This window comes from Nitrosospira sp. Nsp18 (assembly GCF_900103145.1).
GTDB lineage: Bacteria > Pseudomonadota > Gammaproteobacteria > Burkholderiales > Nitrosomonadaceae > Nitrosospira.
In genome coordinates, this window is the sequence record NZ_FMWY01000005.1 from 68,757 (window position 1) to 84,554 (window position 15,798).

17 protein-coding genes and 1 tRNA gene are annotated in these 15,798 nt (G+C 52.1%); 11 read left to right on the top strand and 7 right to left on the bottom strand.

Annotated features, from left to right (window positions below):
- The first annotated feature begins 5 nt into the window (after window positions 1-5).
- The 4 genes from BLS94_RS03595 (at window position 6) to rapZ (ending at window position 3,755) form a co-directional block, all read left to right on the top strand.
- Window positions 6-1,475, top strand: a complete 1,470-nt coding sequence (locus tag BLS94_RS03595; protein ID WP_090957797.1) for an RNA polymerase factor sigma-54 — start codon at window positions 6-8, stop codon at window positions 1,473-1,475.
- Between the two features lie 19 nt (window positions 1,476-1,494).
- Window positions 1,495-1,827 (top strand): ribosome hibernation-promoting factor, HPF/YfiA family, encoded by a 333-nt coding sequence (hpf, locus tag BLS94_RS03600; protein WP_090957798.1) that lies wholly within the window; start codon window positions 1,495-1,497, stop codon window positions 1,825-1,827.
- Between the two features lie 85 nt (window positions 1,828-1,912).
- Entirely contained in the window at window positions 1,913-2,872 is a 960-nt protein-coding gene (gene hprK, locus BLS94_RS03605) for an HPr(Ser) kinase/phosphatase (RefSeq protein ID WP_072768735.1), read from the top strand.
- Window positions 2,873-2,915: 43 nt separating this feature from the next.
- Window positions 2,916-3,755, top strand: coding sequence for an RNase adapter RapZ (gene rapZ, locus BLS94_RS03610; protein ID WP_072768734.1), 840 nt, complete (start codon window positions 2,916-2,918; stop codon window positions 3,753-3,755).
- Between the two features lie 134 nt (window positions 3,756-3,889).
- Here the strand turns inward: rapZ and BLS94_RS03615 are convergent, their stop codons facing one another.
- From BLS94_RS03615 to BLS94_RS03630, 4 genes are all read right to left on the bottom strand, one after another.
- Window positions 3,890-4,513 carry a 5-formyltetrahydrofolate cyclo-ligase gene (locus BLS94_RS03615; protein WP_090957864.1) on the bottom strand — a complete coding sequence of 208 codons (624 nt, stop codon included), beginning with the start codon at window positions 4,511-4,513 and terminating at the stop codon, window positions 3,890-3,892.
- Between the two features lie 46 nt (window positions 4,514-4,559).
- Window positions 4,560-5,654: an A/G-specific adenine glycosylase gene (mutY, locus tag BLS94_RS03620; protein ID WP_090957799.1), complete on the bottom strand. Its 1,095-nt coding sequence runs from the start codon at window positions 5,652-5,654 to the stop codon at window positions 4,560-4,562.
- The gene (locus BLS94_RS03625; protein ID WP_090957800.1) at window positions 5,651-7,225 is read right to left on the bottom strand and encodes an AsmA family protein; all 1,575 of its coding nucleotides are present in this window, start codon (window positions 7,223-7,225) and stop codon (window positions 5,651-5,653) included. The genes mutY and BLS94_RS03625 overlap by 4 nt, the downstream gene beginning before the upstream one ends.
- A gap of 13 nt (window positions 7,226-7,238) precedes the next feature.
- Window positions 7,239-7,312, bottom strand: a tRNA-Gly gene (locus BLS94_RS03630).
- Between the two features lie 380 nt (window positions 7,313-7,692).
- Between BLS94_RS03630 and thiS the strand changes: the two genes are divergently transcribed.
- From thiS to trmB, 3 genes are read left to right on the top strand one after another with little or no spacing between them, the layout of a single operon-like run.
- Window positions 7,693-7,935, top strand: coding sequence for a sulfur carrier protein ThiS (gene thiS, locus BLS94_RS03635; protein ID WP_090957801.1), 243 nt, complete (start codon window positions 7,693-7,695; stop codon window positions 7,933-7,935).
- Window positions 7,936-7,937: 2 nt separating this feature from the next.
- Window positions 7,938-8,750, top strand: a complete 813-nt coding sequence (locus BLS94_RS03640) for a thiazole synthase (protein ID WP_090957802.1) — start codon at window positions 7,938-7,940, stop codon at window positions 8,748-8,750.
- Between the two features lie 29 nt (window positions 8,751-8,779).
- Window positions 8,780-9,463, top strand: coding sequence for a tRNA (guanosine(46)-N7)-methyltransferase TrmB (trmB, locus tag BLS94_RS03645; protein ID WP_090957803.1), 684 nt, complete (start codon window positions 8,780-8,782; stop codon window positions 9,461-9,463).
- A gap of 175 nt (window positions 9,464-9,638) precedes the next feature.
- Here the strand turns inward: trmB and hemW are convergent, their stop codons facing one another.
- The 3 genes from hemW to rph form a co-directional block, all read right to left on the bottom strand.
- The gene (gene hemW / locus BLS94_RS03650) at window positions 9,639-10,865 is read right to left on the bottom strand and encodes a radical SAM family heme chaperone HemW (RefSeq protein WP_090957804.1); all 1,227 of its coding nucleotides are present in this window, start codon (window positions 10,863-10,865) and stop codon (window positions 9,639-9,641) included.
- 193 nt (window positions 10,866-11,058) lie between these two features.
- Window positions 11,059-11,652, bottom strand: coding sequence for an RdgB/HAM1 family non-canonical purine NTP pyrophosphatase (rdgB, locus tag BLS94_RS03655; RefSeq protein ID WP_072768727.1), 594 nt, complete (start codon window positions 11,650-11,652; stop codon window positions 11,059-11,061).
- Window positions 11,653-11,661: 9 nt separating this feature from the next.
- Window positions 11,662-12,381 carry a ribonuclease PH gene (gene rph / locus BLS94_RS03660; RefSeq protein ID WP_072768726.1) on the bottom strand — a complete coding sequence of 240 codons (720 nt, stop codon included), beginning with the start codon at window positions 12,379-12,381 and terminating at the stop codon, window positions 11,662-11,664.
- Between the two features lie 208 nt (window positions 12,382-12,589).
- Between rph and BLS94_RS03665 the strand changes: the two genes are divergently transcribed.
- The 4 genes from BLS94_RS03665 (at window position 12,590) to rpoZ (ending at window position 15,705) form a co-directional block, all read left to right on the top strand.
- Window positions 12,590-13,444 (top strand): YicC/YloC family endoribonuclease, encoded by an 855-nt coding sequence (locus BLS94_RS03665; protein ID WP_090957805.1) that lies wholly within the window; start codon window positions 12,590-12,592, stop codon window positions 13,442-13,444.
- Between the two features lie 681 nt (window positions 13,445-14,125).
- Window positions 14,126-14,557, top strand: a complete 432-nt coding sequence (trxC, locus tag BLS94_RS03670; protein ID WP_090957806.1) for a thioredoxin TrxC — start codon at window positions 14,126-14,128, stop codon at window positions 14,555-14,557.
- A 183-nt stretch (window positions 14,558-14,740) separates the two neighbouring features.
- Entirely contained in the window at window positions 14,741-15,373 is a 633-nt protein-coding gene (gmk, locus tag BLS94_RS03675) for a guanylate kinase (RefSeq protein ID WP_072768723.1), read from the top strand.
- Window positions 15,374-15,498: 125 nt separating this feature from the next.
- Entirely contained in the window at window positions 15,499-15,705 is a 207-nt protein-coding gene (gene rpoZ, locus BLS94_RS03680; protein ID WP_072768722.1) for a DNA-directed RNA polymerase subunit omega, read from the top strand.
- The last annotated feature ends 93 nt before the right edge of the window (window positions 15,706-15,798 follow it).

A 15,798-nucleotide genomic window follows, 5' to 3' on the forward strand; every position in this document is an offset into this window, starting at 1 on the left:
AAATTATGAAGCCTACTCTCCAGTTTAAGCTGTCACAGCACTTGACGCTTACTCCGCAATTGCAACAATCCATACGGCTGCTACAGCTTTCCACGGTCGAGTTGAACCAGGAAATAGAACGTATGGTTCAAGAAAATCCCCTCCTGGAGCTTGACGATCATATTGGCAGCGATATCATCGATTATCGGAATATGCCCATCGATATTCGGGCGGAGCCCTTATCGGATCTGATTGAGATTCCGGATGAAGCCGGTGCGACATTGCTTCCTATCGAGGACAGCTCCGATACGAGAAAGATGACTGATGAATCAGACTGGTTCTCGGACGATAGAGCCGTTCGCAACACGCGGGATGACGACGACGAGCGGGATTTTCAGCAACAGGCGGCAGAACCGCCCAGCTTGCGTGAGCATCTTAACCTGCAGCTAAGCCTTAGCCAGATCCCGGAGCGCGGCAGGAGAATCGTTGGTTTACTGATCGATAGCCTGGATGACGACGGCTATCTTGCACAGGATCTTGAAGAGCTCGTTGAACTGTTGCCGCCCGAGCTCGCGATAGACATCGACGATCTTCACAATGCTCTGGAACAGTTGCAACGCATGGATCCTCCCGGCATTGGGGCGCGTAGCCTCAGGGAATGCCTGCTCATGCAATTGCATGCGTTGCCGGAATGTACTCCTTACCTGGATCAGGCGTTGCAACTGGTGAACGACGATCTTGAAAGTCTGGCATCCCGGGATTTCGCCGCCATTAAAAAGCTGCTGCACTGTGATGATGAATGTCTGCGATCGATTCAGCAACTGATTACCCGGTTGAACCCGAGGCCCGGCATGGCATTCAGTTCCGCAGTCGCCCGTTACATCATACCCGACGTCATTGTGACAAAGATCAGCGGTTCTTGGGCGGCCAGCCTTAATCCTGAGGCAATGCCCCGCCTGAAAATCAACCGGCTCTATGCTGATATCCTGAAACGTTCTCATGATGATTCCGCACGAGGCCTATCGGGCCATCTGAATGAGGCGAAATGGCTCATCAAGAACGTACATCAGCGTTTCAGCACGATACTCAAGGTATCCTCGGCAGTTGTCGAACGCCAGCAACAGTTTTTTGAGCATGGCGCGGTCGCCATGCGCCCCATGGTATTGCGGGAAATTGCGGATACGCTTGACTTGCATGAATCTACGATTTCGCGGGTAACGACACAAAAATTCATGCGGACGCCACGGGGCATATTCGAATTAAAGTATTTCTTTGGCAGTCATGTAGCGACCGACACCGGCGGCGCCTGTTCCGCCACCGCAATTCGTGCTCTGATCAAGCAAATGATAAACGCCGAAAATGCGCAGAAGCCGCTGAGCGATAGCCAGATTTCAGAAATTCTGGGGCAGCAGGGAATTATGGTTGCCCGCCGTACCGTGGCAAAATATCGGGAATCCATACAAATTCCCCCCGTTAATCTTCGCAAATCATTTTAATCCAAGCCAAGGAGAAAGGATGAATCTCAACCTTACCGGTCATCACATAGAAATTACCCCTGCGATGCGCGATTACGTTACTTCAAGGCTGATCCGGGTTATGCGTCATGTCGACTACGTTATCGATATCAACGTGATTCTATCGGTGGAAAAGCTCAGGCAAAAGGCTGAAGCAAATGTCCATGTGCCAGGCAAGGACATTTTTGTCGAGGCCGACGGTTCCGATATGTACGTTTCCATCGATAACCTGGTGGATAAGCTTGATCGCCAGATACTCAAGCACAAGGAAAAAAATGAAAGCCATCGTAATATCGGTGTGTTAAAGAATCGGGATGTCGAACAGCCTGAATAATCGACTCCATCAGGACTTTAGCACTGCAAGATAAGCGGAAGCGTTGTTCCCCGGTCCTATCACCTGGAAGATGGTTCAAGCCAGAATGCCTCGATTTAACGTTACACAGCTATTTGAAGATAAGCAGTCAAAGCTGAGCCTGACCTGGGAGGCCGGTAAAGACGGTGGCGACCGGTATCTGGACGCGGAAGCCGTTGCCCGCTCGACACAGGGAATGATCGGTCACCTCAATTTCATCCATCCTAACTGGATACAGGTGCTGAGCCAGACCGAAACCGAGTATCTCAACACCCTTGGTGCCGAGTCCCTGGCACAGAGTATGCAGCAGATCGCACAAAGCGACCTCTTGTGCATTATCGTTGCGGGCGGCTGCTCAGTGCCAGACTCGATAAGAGCCTTGGCAGATGCCACCCGCACTCCCCTTTTCTGTTCACCCTACTCCAGCCTGGAAGTGATCTGGACGTTACGCCCCTACCTGGGGCGCGTCCTTGCGCCCTCCTGTAGCCGCCATGGCGTACTGCTGGACGTTCTGGGAATGGGCGTAATGATCACCGGTGAAAGCAGCGTGGGCAAAAGTGAATTGGCGCTGGAACTCGTGAGCCGGGGCCATGGGCTCGTTGCCGATGATGTCGTGGAACTTTATAGAATTGCGCCAGAAACGCTGGAAGGATGCTGTCCTCCGATATTGCGTGATTTTCTTGAAGTGCGCGGACTGGGGATGCTGAACATTCGAACTATTTTTGGCGAGACCGCGGTACGCCGGAAAAAAAACATGAAGCTCATCGTGCATTTGCAAAAACCGAGCAGCACTGATTTCAACGCGATGGAACGACTGCCGATCAACGATGTTACTGAAAGCGTCCTGGACGTCAATATCCGCAAGGTTATCATCCCGGTTGCCGCTGGACGAAATCTGGCCGTGCTGGTAGAAGCGGCAGTACGCAATTATGTTCTGCAACTTCGTGGTATTGATAGCGCCCAGGAATTCTTTGCGCGACATCAACAGGAAATGGAAAATGGTCAAAAGCATGAAAATGAACTTTGAATTGCAGGGCGGGAACCATTAATTCTCCCTTTGTATTCGAGAAATGCAGCTGATCGTCATTAGCGGCCTTTCCGGTTCCGGCAAGAGTATCGCCCTTACCGTTCTCGAGGATAGCGGCTACTATTGCGTGGACAATCTTCCAGCAAACCTGCTGCCGGAAGTGACGGTGTATTTGAAGGAATCCGGACACCAGCGCGTAGCGGTCAGTATCGATGCCAGGAGCCGCGAAACCTTGCATCTGTTGCCGCAACGCTTGGCCGATCTAAGGCGGCAGGGAATGGAAGTGCACCTGCTGTTCCTTGAAACTAAAACCGATACGCTGGTAAAGCGTTTTTCGGAAACCCGACGCCGCCACCCACTCAGCGATAACCACTCGACTTTGCGGGAAAGTATAGAGCTGGAACGCGAAATGCTGCGTGACATACACGATCTCGCGAACCGCATCGATACTAGCGATTTGAGCGCCAGTTCATTGCGCGCATGGATAAGGGATTTTGTAGGTCTGGATCATGCATCCCTGACTCTTCTGTTCCAATCCTTCGGCTTCAAGCATGGCATTCCTCTGGATTCCGACATGGTATTCGATATACGTTGTCTTCCCAATCCGCATTACGAGGCGCTTTTGCGGCCTCTTACCGGAAAAGATGGCGCGGTAATTGAATACCTTGATGCACAAGCCAGCGTCAATAAAATGTTTGAGGACATCAAGCGATTTGTGGATGACTGGCTACCCTGCTTCGTCCGCGACAATCGCAATTACCTGACTGTGAGTATCGGTTGCACCGGCGGACGTCATCGCTCGGTTTATTTCGCCGAACGGTTGGCGCGATATTTTTGCGGAAACAACCAGGTTTTGGTACGGCACAGGGAGTTTGATGTGTAGGGCTTCTGAAGAGGAAGGAGAAAGCGCAAGCTCATTCCGGTACGAGCGACGCATCGTCTTCTTCAACCCATATGGAAAATATGCATAAGCTTGCGCGCAGCGTTGCGGGCTGAATGTCATCGCTGGTTATGAGCCTACCGAAGTGTCTCTGCCGCGCATTCCTCGGGAGAAATTAACATCAGGCCGGTTGTCGCTACCCGATAAATTCCGGCCTCGGTTACAATAAAATCCATTGGAATATCGTGCGGTTGCGGATGCGCGCTGTGCATCCGCAAAATTTCGAAGGCTACGCCGATGGCCAAGGGCCGCGGAGTGATCGCGATCAAGGTACGATCGAAATAACCGCCGCCATATCCCAGCCTGAAGCCCAGTTCGTCGAAGCCTATCATTGGGATCACCAGCGCGCCCACCGTTACCAGGCAGGTGTTATCCGGTACCGGAATGTCATAGGCTCCCCTTTTCATCGGCGCATCTGGCCACCACTTGCGAAAACGCAGCGGTTCCTTTTTATTCACTACTTCGGGCAGTGCAAGCGTCGCACCGCGTTCCCGAATAAAATCCATTAGGGGGCGCGGATCATATTCGCCACGATGAGGCCAGCAAAACCCTACAACGTTTTGCTGCAAGGATGGAAAGCCCTGCTCCAGCAAAGCTGTGATCGCCGTACTCCAGCGGTAGCGCTCCTCTTCCGTAACGCATTCCCTGCGGATCATCAACTCGGCGCGCTGCTGCTTTCTCCACTCTTGCCAGTTATCCATCATTCTGAATGAGCTATCTGCGAAGGCGGCACCTGGTTTCCTTCCATTACAACTGCTTTTCGACGGGTATGTGATGATCACGGGCAGCGTATTGCATGAGCAGTTTTCTGACGGGGGAAGGAATGGCTGCCTTCAGTGCGTCATCAAACGTTATCCAGCTTTCGCTCCCGTCCGCCGTTAAGGCTGAGGGACATGAAACCACCTGCAGTGGCTGTGGATGAATTCGCAGCCTGAAGTGAGTAAAGGTATGATCGAACGGCTGCATCTGCGCCAGTGGTTCTACTTTCATGCCAAAACGCCGCATGCAATGTTCGCTTGCATTTTCGCTTGCCGTCATTTCCGGCAGGCACCATAAATTGCTCCAAATTCCCACGGCCGGGCGTTTTTCCAGAAAAATCCGCCCCTGCTTTATCAGCATCAGGACCGCCGTCTCCCGCTCCGGTAGCGACTTTCTCGGCCTCGGAACCGGGAGCTTATCCGTCCGGTTATCCCGGAACGCGATGCAACCCCGTAGCAACGGGCATGACGAACATTTGGGCTTGCCGCGAGTGCAAATCGTGGCGCCGAGATCCATCAGCGCCTGGGTATAAGCTTCTATCCCGTTTTTGGCGTTGCTCTCGTCTTCGCCGGGCAGCAATTCCTCAGCTTTTCGCCACAGTAGGATCTCGTTCTTTTTCTCTCCGGTATAGCCATCGATTCCGAAGTAGCGAGTAAAAATACGCTTGACGTTACCGTCGAGTATCGCGCATTGTTGCCCATAAGCAAAAACGGTAATTGCGGCAGCAGTAGAGCGTCCAATGCCGGGCAGTTGCCGGATCACTTCCACGTCTCGAGGAAAGACGCCTTTATGGTCTGCGATAATCAGACACGCAGTCCGATGCAGATTTCTTCCGCGCGAGTAATAACCGAGCCCGCTCCATTGCGCCAGCACATCATCGAGGGATGCCGAAGCAAGGCTTCTAATATCGGGGAAGCATTGCAGGAAGCGCAGGTAGTAAGGAATAACCGTACTCACCTGCGTTTGTTGCAGCATGATTTCAGACAGCCAAATCGCATACGGGTCGCGGGTGTTCTGCCAAGGCAGGTGGTGGCGGCCATGATCTTTTTGCCAGTGGATCAGCTTTGTGGCAAAAGAGTTCAATGAGGGTCCCGATACTGACCGGTCCTGATATCCAGCTTCACACCGGACGACGTGACGTTAGCGGCTTTCAGTACGCCGATCCGGATCGAACCCTGGATATTCAAATCCTGCAGATCATCTAATAAGGATAAGTCGATCGGTTCATCCACACGTTTTCCGCTCGCAACTTTTTTTGTAAACTTCCTTGCCCCCTGCTGCTTTTGCTGGGGCGTCAGAAAGCGATCCAGATCAAGCTGGCCGATATCCACCGAAAAATTGAGAACGGGCTGAGGTAAGCCCGGAGTTAAACCGCTTGCTTCCAAATTCCCTTTGATATCGCTGCCCCCCAGTCTGCCATTAAACTGCACCTGTGCATTTTGGGCCAAGCCATCCACTGAAGCGCTACCCTTCAGGTTACCACGGAGCCCATCCGACGCGCCGAAGCTGTCGGCATCAATAGTGGCCACCAAATCCGGCAAGTCCAGCTGCTGAGCAGTCACGCTGCCGGCGAGCGGAGAGGCAAGCATGGCCTTGACGACTCTCTCCTTTTTGTGTGATTCCAGCTCAACCGTTAGCGCGCTGCTCCTGAAATCGCTTATCGTACCGTTCACGCCTGAAAGAGAAAAATTACCATTGGTGTTACCCCCAGATCCGATAATTTTCAGCACCGCAACGATTCCCTCACTGGCTACTTTTTTTCCATTCAAGCTTAATCGCGGTGCGTCCAACTGCATATCGAGGTTATTTCCCCCACTTATTCCAGTCATGCCGAGAGTCAGCCCTGTGACCGTGAACTCGTCGCCAACCGCGCCAGCAGCAGCAAAGCGCGCGGAGAAATCACCGGTGGAATTAATCACGAGGTGACTGATCCCGTTAATTGTTCCCTTGCTCTCAAGGTTCAGGCCACTCACGGCGTAATATTGATTGGCTGCATCCAGCGTTAAATCAAATGACAGCCTGATGGCCTGGTCGATCTCAGGCTGTTCAGGTTGATTCATCCTGAACGTCAATTTCAGTTTGCTGCGAATAACATCATCCACCGAACTGGACCTGACATCGATCTTGTCAGCCTTGAGATTGAGGTCCCCGAATATATACTGCTTATGGCTGACTTCGTCGCGAAAAATGAGCGTACTTTTTTCCGCGCGAACGCGACCAACATCGAATTTGAATTGTTTCGCCTCGTCGCTTTTAACGAGCAAATCATCAATATTCGTATGCCCATCCGTAAAACGGATCAGATTGGCTTTCAGTCCCGTTACCACGATCTCATCCAGTTCCAGTTGCTTCCTGAGCAAGGGCAAAAACGCGAGAGATACCAGAATGTTCTCCGCAGAGGCAAACTCTTCGTCATTTTGATATTCGCTCAGCGAAAGGCCATTGATCTCCGCGCCGAGCCTGGGAAAAAACGTGAGCTTGATATCGCCATCGAGCTTGAGGTCGCGCTGATTTTTCTCCTTCACTAACTGGATGATCTGAGGCTTGTAGGCGTTAGGGTCGAAGGTCGCGGCAATATATATGGCAAGACCGGGCAGCGCAATCGTCAGGGTAACGGAAAATATGATTAAAACATATCTGGGATAACGGTTCATAGGCCGGGAAAGGTGGAGCGGGTGAAGGGAATCGAACCCTCGTCGTAAGCTTGGGAAGCTTCTGCTCTGCCATTGAGCTACACCCGCTTCATGGGAGAATTATACGATGGAAACGTCGTCATAGCCGCTATAGTAGTAAGATGGAATGACAAAAACGCTATACATAGCCATGGCGTCCCTATAATCGGTTTCTTGATCAAGCATCAACTGTAGTCGTTGAGATACCGGCAAATATTCAATGCCGATTCTCGGGAAAAGCGCATTCTCGGGTGTAAGCTGTCGAGGTAAAGGCAGGGTAAGTCAAAAACGAACGTATAGAAGTCCTCATTGTCGACTATGAGGCTGCTCCACCGTATAATCTGCATTAAACCTGCTAGATCTGCATTAGACCTGCATTAAAAAGAACGTTATTGCTCAAGCCAAGTCACAGTTAATCCCAGCGTATCCGCTTCAAGCGACTTTTAAAAATGATACAACTTATCGTTAATGGTCAACCCCAGCGCTTTCCCGTCTCGCCTGCGGAAACAGGAACTCGGGACACAGATGCTGTGGCGCTGAACGTAACACAATTGCTGGAGCACATGGGATTGCAGGGCAAGCGTATCGCCATAGAGCGAAATGGCGAAATCATCCCTCGCAGCAAGTTCGACCAGCCCATCCTGGCGGAAGGCGATCAGCTTGAAATCGTCGTGGCCGTAGGTGGGGGCTAAGGGTGGACAATATCATCATTGCTGGCAAGGCTTACTCTTCCAGACTTCTGGTAGGCACTGGAAAATACAAGGATTTTGACGAGACTCGCGCAGCGGTTGATGCCAGCGGTGCGGAAATTATAACGGTAGCGATTCGCAGGACCAATCTAGGCCAGAACCCCGATGAGCCAAACCTGCTGGACGTGCTGCCACCATCCCAATATACCTTGTTGCCCAACACAGCCGGATGCTACACGGTGGAAGACGCCGTGCGCACCTTGCGCCTTGCGCGCGAATTGCTGGATGGCCACACGCTGGTAAAGCTGGAGGTGCTGGGTGATCCGAAAACCCTCTACCCCAACATGATGGAAACCCTAAAAGCTGCCGAAATTTTGATAAAGGAAGGTTTCCAGGTAATGGTTTATACCTCGGATGATCCTATCGCAGCCAGGCAACTGGAAGAAATCGGCTGTGTGGCGGTGATGCCGTTGGCCTCGCTGATCGGTTCCGGCATGGGTATTCTTAACCCTTGGAATTTGCAAATCATAATAGAAAATGCCAATGTTCCGGTAATAGTGGATGCGGGTGTCGGCACGGCTTCGGACGCGGCTATTGCTATGGAGCTAGGCTGCGACGGTGTTCTGATGAACACTGCAATTGCTGCCGCGCGCAATCCGGTACTGATGGCTTCCGCCATGAAAAAAGCGGTAGAAGCGGGTCGCGAAGCCTATCTGGCTGGACGCATGACCAAGAAGCTTTACAATGCCAGTCCCAGTTCGCCAGTCGAGGGGACCATTGCCGGCAGCCATCAGCAAAAAGACAGAGACAAATCCTGATCACTGCCGGTTTTTCAGATTCTATATAAATGGCAGAGCATCGTCCCATCCGAAGCTTTGTTCTCCGTCAGGGTCGTGTCTCGAATGCGCAGCGTCGCGCTCACGAAACGTTGATGCCCCTATACGGCGTTCCGTTCACCGGAAGGCCTCCGGCAAGCCTGCTCGATCTCGAAACCATCTTCGGCAGGAGCGCGCCCAGGTTCCTGGAAATCGGCTTCGGCATGGGTGAGACTACGGCCGTTATCGCCAAGGCGCATCCACAGAACGATTATCTCGCCGTTGAGGTTCACACACCCGGCGTCGGTAGCTTGCTCAAGCAAATCGAAGAGCTTGGGCTGACGAATATACGCATTGTCCAGCATGACGTGGTGGAAGTGCTGCAACACGCGTTGCCACCGGAATGCCTGGACGGTGTGCACATCTTTTTCCCCGACCCTTGGCCCAAAGCCCGCCACCACAAACGCCGGTTGATACAACCGGAATTTGTTGCGCTGCTGTGCCGGCATCTGAAGCCCGGCGGTTATATCCACGCCGCGACCGATTGGAAGGAATATGCGGACCAAATATTACAGGTATTGCGCAGTGAACCGCAGTTGGCCAATACCGTTGTTGATTATTCATCACGTCCGGAATACCGGCCTTTGACCAAATTCGAACAGCGTGGTTTGCGGTTAGGGCACGGAGTGTGGGATTTGATATTCCGAAAAAAATAACGAGCTATACCTAGCCCGGATGTTTCATAAATTGACGCGCGCCCTCGCTGGTCTTTTGTTTCGTATGAAAATTTTATTCAGTCGGGCGTATGAATAACTACGCCACTTTTTCACGAAATCTCCCTACAAAACAAAATTCTACGCAATCATCACGCGAATTTATGAAACATCCGGGCTAGTCGTTGCTTTTCTCGGGAAGGAAGATTTGCAACAGATCATTCAAGAAGCGCCTGCCGGTGAGCGTAGGCGCAATGCGCCGATAATCGCGCGTAATCAGGCCTCGTTGCTCGGCCTCGTCAAGCTGGCGTTGTATGCGGGTGATGGGCAGGCCGGTACGCTCCGTGAACATTTCCGTGGCAAAGCCTTTCGTAAGACGTAGCGCGTTCATCATGAATTCAAACCCACGGTCTTTCCGCCCTACTTCATGCTGTTCCATGACAGGCGGGCCGGCATCCGGCGTGGCTTGGGCGGTTTTGACGAGGTACTCCCTGGGTTGCTTGTAGCGCATCTGGCGCACAATCTTGTCGGCAAAGCTTATCTTGCTATGCGCGCCTGCCCCAATCCCAAGATAATCGCCGAACAACCAATAGTTCATGTTGTGATGGGACTCTCGGCCAGGTTGGGCGAACGCTGACGTTTCATAGTTGACATAGCCTTCCTGCGCAAGTGTTTGCTCGACCATTATCTGCATTTCCGCAGCCAGATCATCGTCGGGCAATGGCGGCGGATAGCGATGAAACAGCGTGTTGGGTTCCAGCGTCAGATGATAGGCCGAGATGTGGGCAACGCCACACTTGGCCGCGGTCTCGATATCGTTGCGGGCTTCCTCCAGCGTCTGGTTCGGCAGGCCGTACATCAGATCGAGATTCACATTGTCGAAATTATTCCGGGCGATCTCAACGGCTCGCTGCGCATCGTTGTCGTCGTGTATTCGGCCCAGAGATTTAAGATGTCTGGGGTTGAAGCTCTGGATACCGACGGATAAGCGATTAATCCCGGCCGCGCGAAAATCGGCGAATTTTTGCGCCTCGAAAGTGCCGGGATTGGCTTCCAGCGTCACCTCGGCGAAAAGTTCGAGTGGCAGCAAGGCCCGCACGGCACCGAGGATTTCGTCTATGGACCGGGCACCAAACAGGCTGGGCGTGCCACCGCCGAAAAATACGCTGACCACCTTGCGTCCCCAAACTTGGGGTAATGCCGCTTCCAGATCACGAATAAGCGCCGCCACATACTCAGCCTCGGGCACGCCATCCTGATCGCGAACCTCATGAGAGTTGAAATCGCAATAGGGGCATTTTTTCATGCACCATGGGATGTGAATGTACAGGCTTAGCGGGGGCAGCGATTTCAGTTTCGGCGACTGAGAACCCAATATGAGTGCAGGAGAAATAATTGTTGTCATGACTAATGGGAGAGATGACAAGCAAAAGAAAATATCGTTTCAGCGATGATTGAAATAATCGGTCTTGCAAGAAGATAATGTGAATTTCGTCATCTTGGGATTTGACCCAGAATTCCAATCAGACCAACAACGGTTTGCTTTGTTCGGATTAATCGCTCCTCTCTCTTTTCGCCGGTACCAGACGCTGCTGGGCTCAGAGCGTTTCTTCGCTGATTCTTTTAACGAGCCGAGCCAGTGCCTTACCGCGATGGCTAATTCGATTTTTTTGCTCTGCGGGAAGTTCCGCAGCAGTTTTGCCAAGGCCCGGCAGAAAAAAGTAAGGATCGTACCCAAATCCGCCGGTCCCGCGCGGGCTGAGCATGAATTCACCATGCCAGGTTCCATCGGCAATAAGGGGTTGCGGATCGTCGGGGTGGCGCAAGAGCACAATCACGCAGTAATAGTGAGCTTTGCGATCGGCCTGGTCTGTCAACACATCGACCAGCTTCTGATTATTTCGCTCGTCTGACCTGGGCTCTCCCGCGTATCGTGCCGATAAAATGCCCGGTTTGCCATTTAAGGCGTTCATGCAAATACCTGAATCATCCGCCAGAGCTGGCAGTCCGGTGCATCTGCTGGCATGACGTGCCTTGACGAGGGCATTTTCGATGAAAGTGGAATACGGCTCTTCCGATTCAGCGACATTGAATACAGACTGGGGCAATACCTCAATCCCCAGCGGCTTCAGCAGTTGGCCGATTTCCCGCAACTTACCGGAATTACTGCTGGCGATTACCAGTTTTTGCATATCAGCTCTTTATCGAGCGGCCAATACCGCTTTTTGAATTGCGATCAATTCCTGTATCCCCTGCTGCGCCAGGTCTACCATGGCGTCCAGGTCGTGGCGGCTGAACGGAACTCCTTCCGCAGTCCCCTGCATTTCCACCAGACCAGAGTCGCCAGTCATGACGACGTTCATGTCAGTGTCGCAGCGGGAGTCTTCAAGATAATCAAGATCAAGCACTGGCACGCCCTCGTACATGCCAACCGAGACCGCTGCAACATGACCGAGTATCGGCGTCGTTTCTATCAACTGCTGGTGTAGGAGTTTTTCTACCGCATCATGCAGCGCGACAAAAGCTCCGGTAATACTGGCCGTGCGTGTGCCGCCGTCGGCCTGGATGACATCGCAATCGATCTGGATAGTGCGCTCGCCCAATTTTGTCAAATCCATTACTGAACGCAATGCGCGCCCGATGAGGCGCTGGATTTCCATGGTGCGCCCGGATTGCTTTCCCTTGGCTGCTTCGCGCTGCATGCGCTCGTTAGTGGAACGTGGCAGCATGCCATATTCCGCAGTGAGCCAGCCCTGCCCTTTGCCACGTAGAAACGGGGGCACTTTCTCATCCAGGCTGGCTGTACATAATATCCTGGTATCGCCACACTCGATCAGCACCGCACCTTCAGCATGTTTGGTGTAATGGCGGGTAATTTGAACCGGACGAAGTTGAGCCGGCGTGCGATTACTGGGGCGCATGGTTGTAATAAATCTCTAAATGATCTTATAACGGCGGCGTGCCGTCGAACGGAACCACAATCATTTGATCAGCTAATCGGTAACAATTGTGGGATAAGGGTGCAAACTCGTCCTGCATATCTGCGACGATCATGTGCGATAATTCCCATCGCCCTCTATTTTAACCTATCAGGACCTGTCAGTGGATGAGTTAGCGACGATCTACAGCATGACCGGTTATGCCGTGGTTGCCCGCGAATTGCCCCAAGGTTCACTGAATCTGGAGCTGCGCTCGGTTAATAACCGCTATCTGGATATCCAGTTCCGCCTGCCCGACGAATTACGCTTGCTGGAAGTGACGATGCGTGAATTTCTGACCGCTCGGCTGAGTCGTGGAAAAATCGAATGCCGCGTAAGCTTTTCCGGAATCACAAGTACCGAAGATCTGCAGCACATCAACGCTGACCTGTTGCAAAAACTACTTGAGCTGAACCGTACCGTCAGGGCTGCGCTACCCGACGCCCATGGGCTCGAGGTAGCGGATATTCTTCGCTGGCCCGGAATGTTGAGGGCCAATTCAATGCCGGCAGAGAGCTTGCGCGAACCTTGCCTGGAATTACTGGGCGCCGCCCTGCATGAGTTGGCCGCCGCACGTGCCCGCGAAGGCGAAAAACTTAAAGTCATCCTGCTTGAACGCCTCTCCAGGATGCGCTCCCTGGCAGCAGAAGTAGCGCCGCGTATACCTGCCTTGCTTGTGGCGTTTCAGGAAAAGGTCAAAGCCCGTTTGCGCGATGCCATGATAAATTGCGATGATGAACGTATCCGGCAAGAGCTGACACTATTTGCCAGCAAAATCGATGTAGACGAGGAACTGTCCCGCCTGCAGGCCCATTTTGAAGAAGTGGAACGGGTTTTGCGCAAAGGCGGCGCAATCGGCAAGCGACTGGATTTCTTGATGCAGGAACTCAACCGCGAAGCCAATACGGTGGGTTCAAAATCGGTAGATGCGGAAGTGTCCAAAATTGCCATCGAACTCAAGGTTCTAATCGAGCAAATGCGTGAGCAGGTCCAGAATATTGAGTGATAATATTAGATGGGCCCGGCTGAAACTCGCACGGATAACTGCCTTATAAAAGTGCCTGCTGAGTATTTTTGATGAGCATCTTGATCAACGGCTCATGCTGGAAAGGGGTATCAAAAGTCTGTCCCTCTACCCCCGTGGACCGTGACTACTCACTATGTGTAGAAAGTCGATATTAGCTTAGGTAGAGGGAGGTCAAGCGACACTTCACATTATCTTTGTTTTATAAGCATGGATGAGACGGGCGTTAAAGTCTCTGGCTTTCTTCCTGAATTAGCCCCAAGCAGTACTCCAAGGCCTTTATGGGTCCGAGGCGATGACTTATACCCAACCTATTCCCAGAACGCCCAAACCGGTAACAAGTATTACAATATAAACAATCCAGGAAGTTATACTATTCATGGCGTTCCCCTTCAATATAGAGATAGAGCATCCCATATCATTTACCTTTTCACGACTGATATCCGTGCGCTAAGTCACAGAGATATATTGGAGGTTTGTCCCAAAGCAAAGAGGGGTTATCTCGGAGATAGTATTTTTGCAGCCGCTCCAAGAGTTGGGCATGGAGTTTAAGTTGTCAGCTCACGTGAATCAAAAAAGGCCGGACGTAGAAAAATGACATTTGAAGTCGGACGAACTGCCCTCACCTGATCAAATAACCAATCACTGCGATATACGAACTCCATGAGCGACTCCTCTCATCTCGTGTGCCCTCACTGTCAAGCCATCAATCGTGTGCCGACTGCGCGGCTCGACCAGAAACCCAATTGTGGGCAGTGTCACCAGCCTTTGTTCACGAGCCATCCGGTAGAGCTCACCACGGCCACATTCGCACGGCACCTTGACCACAACGATATACCGTTGGTGGTGGATTTCTGGGCGCCATGGTGCGGGCCATGCAAGATGATGGCCCCAGCCTTCGTGCAAGCCGCGGCGATGCTGGAGCCGCTTGTCCGTGTAGCCAAGGTGAACACTGATACCGAGCAAGTGTTGGGTACGCAATACAGCATCCGCAGCATCCCTACTTTGATTCTGTTTAAAGACGGACATGAAGTAGCGCGGCAGGCCGGCGCTTTGACAACTCAGGATATTGTGCGCTGGGTTCGTACGCATTAATGGCATTGAGTGGACTACCGTGCCAGTTGGCTTGGTTGGAATGAGCCGAAGCTGTTAAACTTTGGCGGCACACTTAATAATCAAGCGACAGCGCTCCGCTAATAAAGCCGGAAAGAGGGAAACACCGCAACCAGCAAACTGGCGGGTGATACCGTGCGTTAATACTGTAGGGCTAACTTCAACATGACCATAACGCCGGGTGATTTATATATTATCAGCGCTCCATCAGGTGCTGGAAAAACCAGCCTGGTTAAAGCCCTGCTTCAAACCGGTATCGACCTGAGCCTGTCAATTTCATACACCTCGCGGCCCGCGCGTCCTGAAGAAATCGACGGCCGAGACTATCATTTTATACGCCGGGAGGTTTTTGAGCAGAGGCTGAAACAGGACGAATTTCTGGAAAGTGCGCAAGTTTACGGAAATTTCTATGGCACTTCAAAACGATGGATCAACGAAACCATAGCTTCAGGACGCGACGTTCTGCTGGAAATCGATAGCCAGGGTGCCCATCAGGTACGGGAGGCTTTTCCTCAGGCAGTGAGAATTTTTATTCTGCCCCCTTCGCTCGAAGTGTTGGAAATGCGTTTGAGGCAGCGGGCTCAGGATAGCCTCGAAGCGATAGGGCGGCGTCTGGCTGCGGCCCGCGACGAAATCAGCCATGCCGGCGAGTATGACTATGTTATTATCAATGACAGGCTGGACAGGGCATTGCAGGATTTGAAGTGCATTGTACAGGCCGAGCGCTTGAGAATGACAAAACAGCTTGCCCGCCACCATGGTCTGATGGCGCAACTCGGCAGAACGCCTTTTCCATAAGCGACGATAATTCCAACGTCCGGTCGAATGGCTGGTGCGCTACACTTCTCTTTCGCAGGTTGCCTTTAGTTGGTGGGGCATTCTATACTTCAATTTCTATACTATACATTAGCAGAGGCAAGATCATGGCGCGTATTACCGTTGACGATTGTTTGAAAAGAATTCCCAACCGCTTCGATATGACGTTGGTCGCGACCGTTCGCGCAAGACAGCTTTCAGTGGGGGGTACCCCCATGGTGGAGTCTGCGCGGGATAAACCCACCGTCATTGCATTGCGCGAACTTGCACAAGGAAGGGTGGGAATTGAACTTCTCACAACGGGTCCCATTTGATTTTTGAACGGCTTGGGCTTTCTTATAAAAAGCCTGCTTGAATACACTGATAAGCGTTTGTAGAAAAAGAATTGTAGATTGTCATGTGAAGGT

Excerpts from the sequence above, each read along its gene's own strand:
- BLS94_RS03595 (WP_090957797.1), top strand. The coding sequence starts at position 6 with ATGAAGCCTACTCTCCAGTTTAAGCTGTCACAGCACTTGACGCTTACT.
- hpf (WP_090957798.1), top strand. The coding sequence starts at position 1,495 with ATGAATCTCAACCTTACCGGTCATCACATAGAAATTACCCCTGCGATG.
- hprK (WP_072768735.1), top strand. The coding sequence starts at position 1,913 with ATGCCTCGATTTAACGTTACACAGCTATTTGAAGATAAGCAGTCAAAG.
- rapZ (WP_072768734.1), top strand. The coding sequence starts at position 2,916 with ATGCAGCTGATCGTCATTAGCGGCCTTTCCGGTTCCGGCAAGAGTATC.
- BLS94_RS03615 (WP_090957864.1), bottom strand. The coding sequence starts at position 4,513 with ATGGATAACTGGCAAGAGTGGAGAAAGCAGCAGCGCGCCGAGTTGATG.
- BLS94_RS03625 (WP_090957800.1), bottom strand. The coding sequence starts at position 7,225 with ATGAACCGTTATCCCAGATATGTTTTAATCATATTTTCCGTTACCCTG.
- thiS (WP_090957801.1), top strand. The coding sequence starts at position 7,693 with ATGATACAACTTATCGTTAATGGTCAACCCCAGCGCTTTCCCGTCTCG.
- trmB (WP_090957803.1), top strand. The coding sequence starts at position 8,780 with ATGGCAGAGCATCGTCCCATCCGAAGCTTTGTTCTCCGTCAGGGTCGT.
- hemW (WP_090957804.1), bottom strand. The coding sequence starts at position 10,865 with ATGACAACAATTATTTCTCCTGCACTCATATTGGGTTCTCAGTCGCCG.
- rdgB (WP_072768727.1), bottom strand. The coding sequence starts at position 11,652 with ATGCAAAAACTGGTAATCGCCAGCAGTAATTCCGGTAAGTTGCGGGAA.
- rph (WP_072768726.1), bottom strand. The coding sequence starts at position 12,381 with ATGCGCCCCAGTAATCGCACGCCGGCTCAACTTCGTCCGGTTCAAATT.
- BLS94_RS03665 (WP_090957805.1), top strand. The coding sequence starts at position 12,590 with ATGACCGGTTATGCCGTGGTTGCCCGCGAATTGCCCCAAGGTTCACTG.
- trxC (WP_090957806.1), top strand. The coding sequence starts at position 14,126 with ATGAGCGACTCCTCTCATCTCGTGTGCCCTCACTGTCAAGCCATCAAT.
- gmk (WP_072768723.1), top strand. The coding sequence starts at position 14,741 with ATGACCATAACGCCGGGTGATTTATATATTATCAGCGCTCCATCAGGT.
- rpoZ (WP_072768722.1), top strand. The coding sequence starts at position 15,499 with ATGGCGCGTATTACCGTTGACGATTGTTTGAAAAGAATTCCCAACCGC.